This is a genomic window from Alicyclobacillus tolerans (genome assembly GCF_900142255.1).
GTDB classification, from domain to species: Bacteria; Bacillota; Bacilli; order Alicyclobacillales; family Alicyclobacillaceae; genus Alicyclobacillus_I; species Alicyclobacillus_I tolerans.
Window position 1 is genome coordinate 1 of the sequence record NZ_FRAF01000051.1, and the last position, 3,071, is coordinate 3,071.

A 3,071-nucleotide genomic window follows, 5' to 3' on the forward strand; every position below is an offset into this window, starting at 1 on the left:
CTGAACCAAGATTTCTCCCCTCCAGGGGAGATTGTCCGTTTAAGATGGGGAATTTTCAATTGCTGATAATGGGGAGTTTACACTTGTTGCTCACACTAGCGCCATCAGACCTTCCTTGGTCGCTTCCATCACATCCAGCAGAGCCAGTTGGACAGAGAGGTTCTTTGACGCATCGAATCTTGTAAACTGCTTCTGGTCTTTCAGCGCAATCTCGTGTACTCTTGACTTCATAGTGGCGTTCTCCTTTCTGTTAGCCCAAACCCGTTATATTAAACGGGGTCAGGAGACCGCCACTTTCAAATTTCCACGAAATCCGGGACTACGCCCTTGGCCTCGCCTACTGGCGAGACCAAGGACTCGTTAGCCTAGTTGAACGATACGATGCCCTTCGTTCCACGACATGAACCGCCGTATACCGAACGGTACGTACGGTGGTGTGGGAGAACGGGGGTTAGTCACCCCCTTCTACCCGATTTATGTCTCTTTTATTCTAAATATATGTATTTATGTTATAATATTCATAATCAATGTTGGGTGGTGATGACGTGTACCAGTCAAAAGACGGTCGTCAGTTGGAGTTCGAGTTTGTATCTATTGAAGAACTTGTCCCTGAGGACCATCTTCTTCGGAAGATTGATCGTTACATCGATTTCTCGTTCATTCCAGAGAAGGTCCGTCCTTATTACTCCGAAGACAACTGACGACCTGCGGTGGATCCGGTTGTACTCTTCAAAATGATCTTTCTGGGGTATCTTTACGGCATCCGTTCTGAGCGCCAGTTGGAACAAGAAGTGAAGACGAACGTTGCGTACCGTTGGTTCCTGGGATTAAAACTTACTGACCGGGTTCCGGACCATACCACCCTGTCATGGAATCGGTGTATTCGCTTTGCAGACACCGGCATCTTTCAAGACATCTTTGACGAAATCGTTCTCCAAGGTATGAAGCACCGACTCATTTCTGGACGAGTCCTGATGACAGACTCCACACACATTAAAGCCAATGCAAATAAGCACAAGTTCGAGCGGAAAGTCGTTGAGGAAAAAGTAAAAAGCTATCTTGCTGAATTTGACCTTGCCATCGCTGCAGATCGGAGCGCTCACCAAAAAAAAGTCCTTAAGCCCCAGGAAGACCAGCTATCTAATGTCAAGCACTCTTTCGAGTTCTAAGAACCATGAAGGGAAGTGATTTTGAGGCGCATCTATATAAGCCTGTCAAAGACAGACGTGATTTGAATGTTCAGTCGATTTGCTGCCTTACGCCATAGGTTCGTATGGCTTCTTATCTCGCAGAACGGCATGAATGATGTACGTCATTTTGCGGGCGACAGCGCCCGTTGCAGCCAGGTGGTGTTTCCCCTGTGCACGCTTCTGATCGTAAAAATCCTTAAGGATTGGGTTGTGCATTTTGGCGACATTTGCAGCCAGCCAAATCGCCCTTCGTAAGTACGGAGAGCCTCGTTTGGACATTCGGTTGTGGGTTCCGGTAAATTCGCCTGAACTTCGCACCGTAGGGTCGATCCCAGCGAACGCAACGAGCTTGACGCCAGTTGGGAATCTGGAAATATCTCCAATTTCACTGAGTATCGCAGCAGCAAGTACCGGACCAATTCCCGGAATCGTCACGAGATGGGTGTCCATACTCTTGAGGCGTTTTTCTATCTCGGCTTCCAGGGATTCTAACTGTTCCTCTGTAAAGCGAATTTGCTGAAGAAGCAGGCGCAATATTGTAGCCGATACGCATCCAGCGCTATGTCAATGCCAAACGACGAGGCAGCGGCAGACTTGAGTTCCTCCGCCTTGTCCAGTCCGAGACGATTCCGACTGTGTTTGGCCATGAAAGCCGCCAATTCTTCTGTATCTACGGCAAGGATTTCTTCCGGTGTTGTGTATTCCATCAACAGTTCGGAGGATGTCTTGCCAAATAGGTCGGAGAACAGTCGCTCGTATTCGGGAAACAACATATCGAGCACGCTGATGACTTGCCGCTTTAGGTCTGAGATAGAATCGACCAGACTGAACCGAAACCGGCTCAATTGCCGTAAAGCAACGATTTCGTCACTGCCGAGTTCTGTCGTGGTGTACCGTCCAAAGCGCAACACCTCAGCAATGATGAATACGTCTTTCGTGTCATTTTTGGTCTGTCGAAGGTACATGTTGCGAAATGCATCCGACTGAATGGGGTTGATGACACGCACCCGTATGCCATGTTTACGGAGAAACGAGTGTAACGCCAACCAGTAATGGCCTGTAGCTTCCAGAGCGACTTCTGTGGATGACAAATCGGGATCGACATGCTGCATCCACTGGATCAGCTTCTGGCCACCAGCCTGCGTGTTTGGAAAACGTAGTGTCTTGCCTTGACTCTGCCCAGTTGAGTCGATGATACAGGCTTCATGATGGCGTTTGGCAATGTCAATACCAACAAAATACACAGCACGTACCTCCAAATGGGTCGGATCCGCACAACCTTGCGATCTACAACCTAGTTTGAGATTCGAAGACAGGGGGCAACCCCTCCAACATCCAGCTCATTCGTAAACGCTCGCAAGGCGGGGACTACACTCTCTCTGTCGAGAACCAATGGTCCCAAGGAGGTGATCGTAGTACCCCGACCGCTACGAGAATTTTATCTCAAAACTCTTTGGAGTACGTAACATCAATATACTAGGAGGTGTCCAAGGAGCGCGAAGTAAAGGTCAGCCTCACAGATGCGGACAGTGGATATATGTACCGTGAAGGCAAGCCGGAAGGATTTTACTATCTCGACCACAGAACCGTTGATACGAAGTACAACTTGATTACAGATGTGCATATCACGCCAGGCAATATCCATGATTCAATTCCATACGTAGGGCGGCTTGAAAGACAAATTGAACGTTTTGGTTTCAATGTTGAAGCCGTGGCGCTCGACTCTGGTTACTTAACAAATCCGATATGTAACGAATTAACTGAACGTGGTATCTTCGCAGTGATGGGTCACCGCCGATTTCATCCCACAAAGGGTTTAATGCCCAAATGGAAGTTCCGATACGATAAGAAAACGGATTCGTACCTATGTCCAGAGAAACA

1 protein-coding gene and 3 pseudogenes are annotated in these 3,071 nt (G+C 48.2%); 2 read left to right on the forward strand and 2 right to left on the reverse strand.

Annotation, left to right across the window (positions count from 1 at the left end; genetic code table 11):
* Positions 1-90: 90 nt before the first annotated feature.
* Positions 91-231, reverse strand: coding sequence for a hypothetical protein (locus tag BUA75_RS16015; RefSeq protein ID WP_165612053.1), 141 nt, complete (start codon positions 229-231; stop codon positions 91-93).
* Positions 232-527: 296 nt separating this feature from the next.
* Between BUA75_RS16015 and BUA75_RS15195 the strand changes: the two are divergent.
* A pseudogene (locus BUA75_RS15195) lies at positions 528-1,139 on the forward strand (transposase); the annotation flags it as partial.
* A 117-nt stretch (positions 1,140-1,256) separates the two neighbouring features.
* Here the strand turns inward: BUA75_RS15195 and BUA75_RS15200 are convergent.
* Positions 1,257-2,434 (reverse strand): annotated as a pseudogene (locus tag BUA75_RS15200) (IS110 family RNA-guided transposase).
* A 266-nt stretch (positions 2,435-2,700) separates the two neighbouring features.
* Here BUA75_RS15200 and BUA75_RS15205 point away from each other — a divergent pair.
* Positions 2,701-3,071, forward strand: a pseudogene (locus tag BUA75_RS15205) (transposase); the annotation flags it as partial.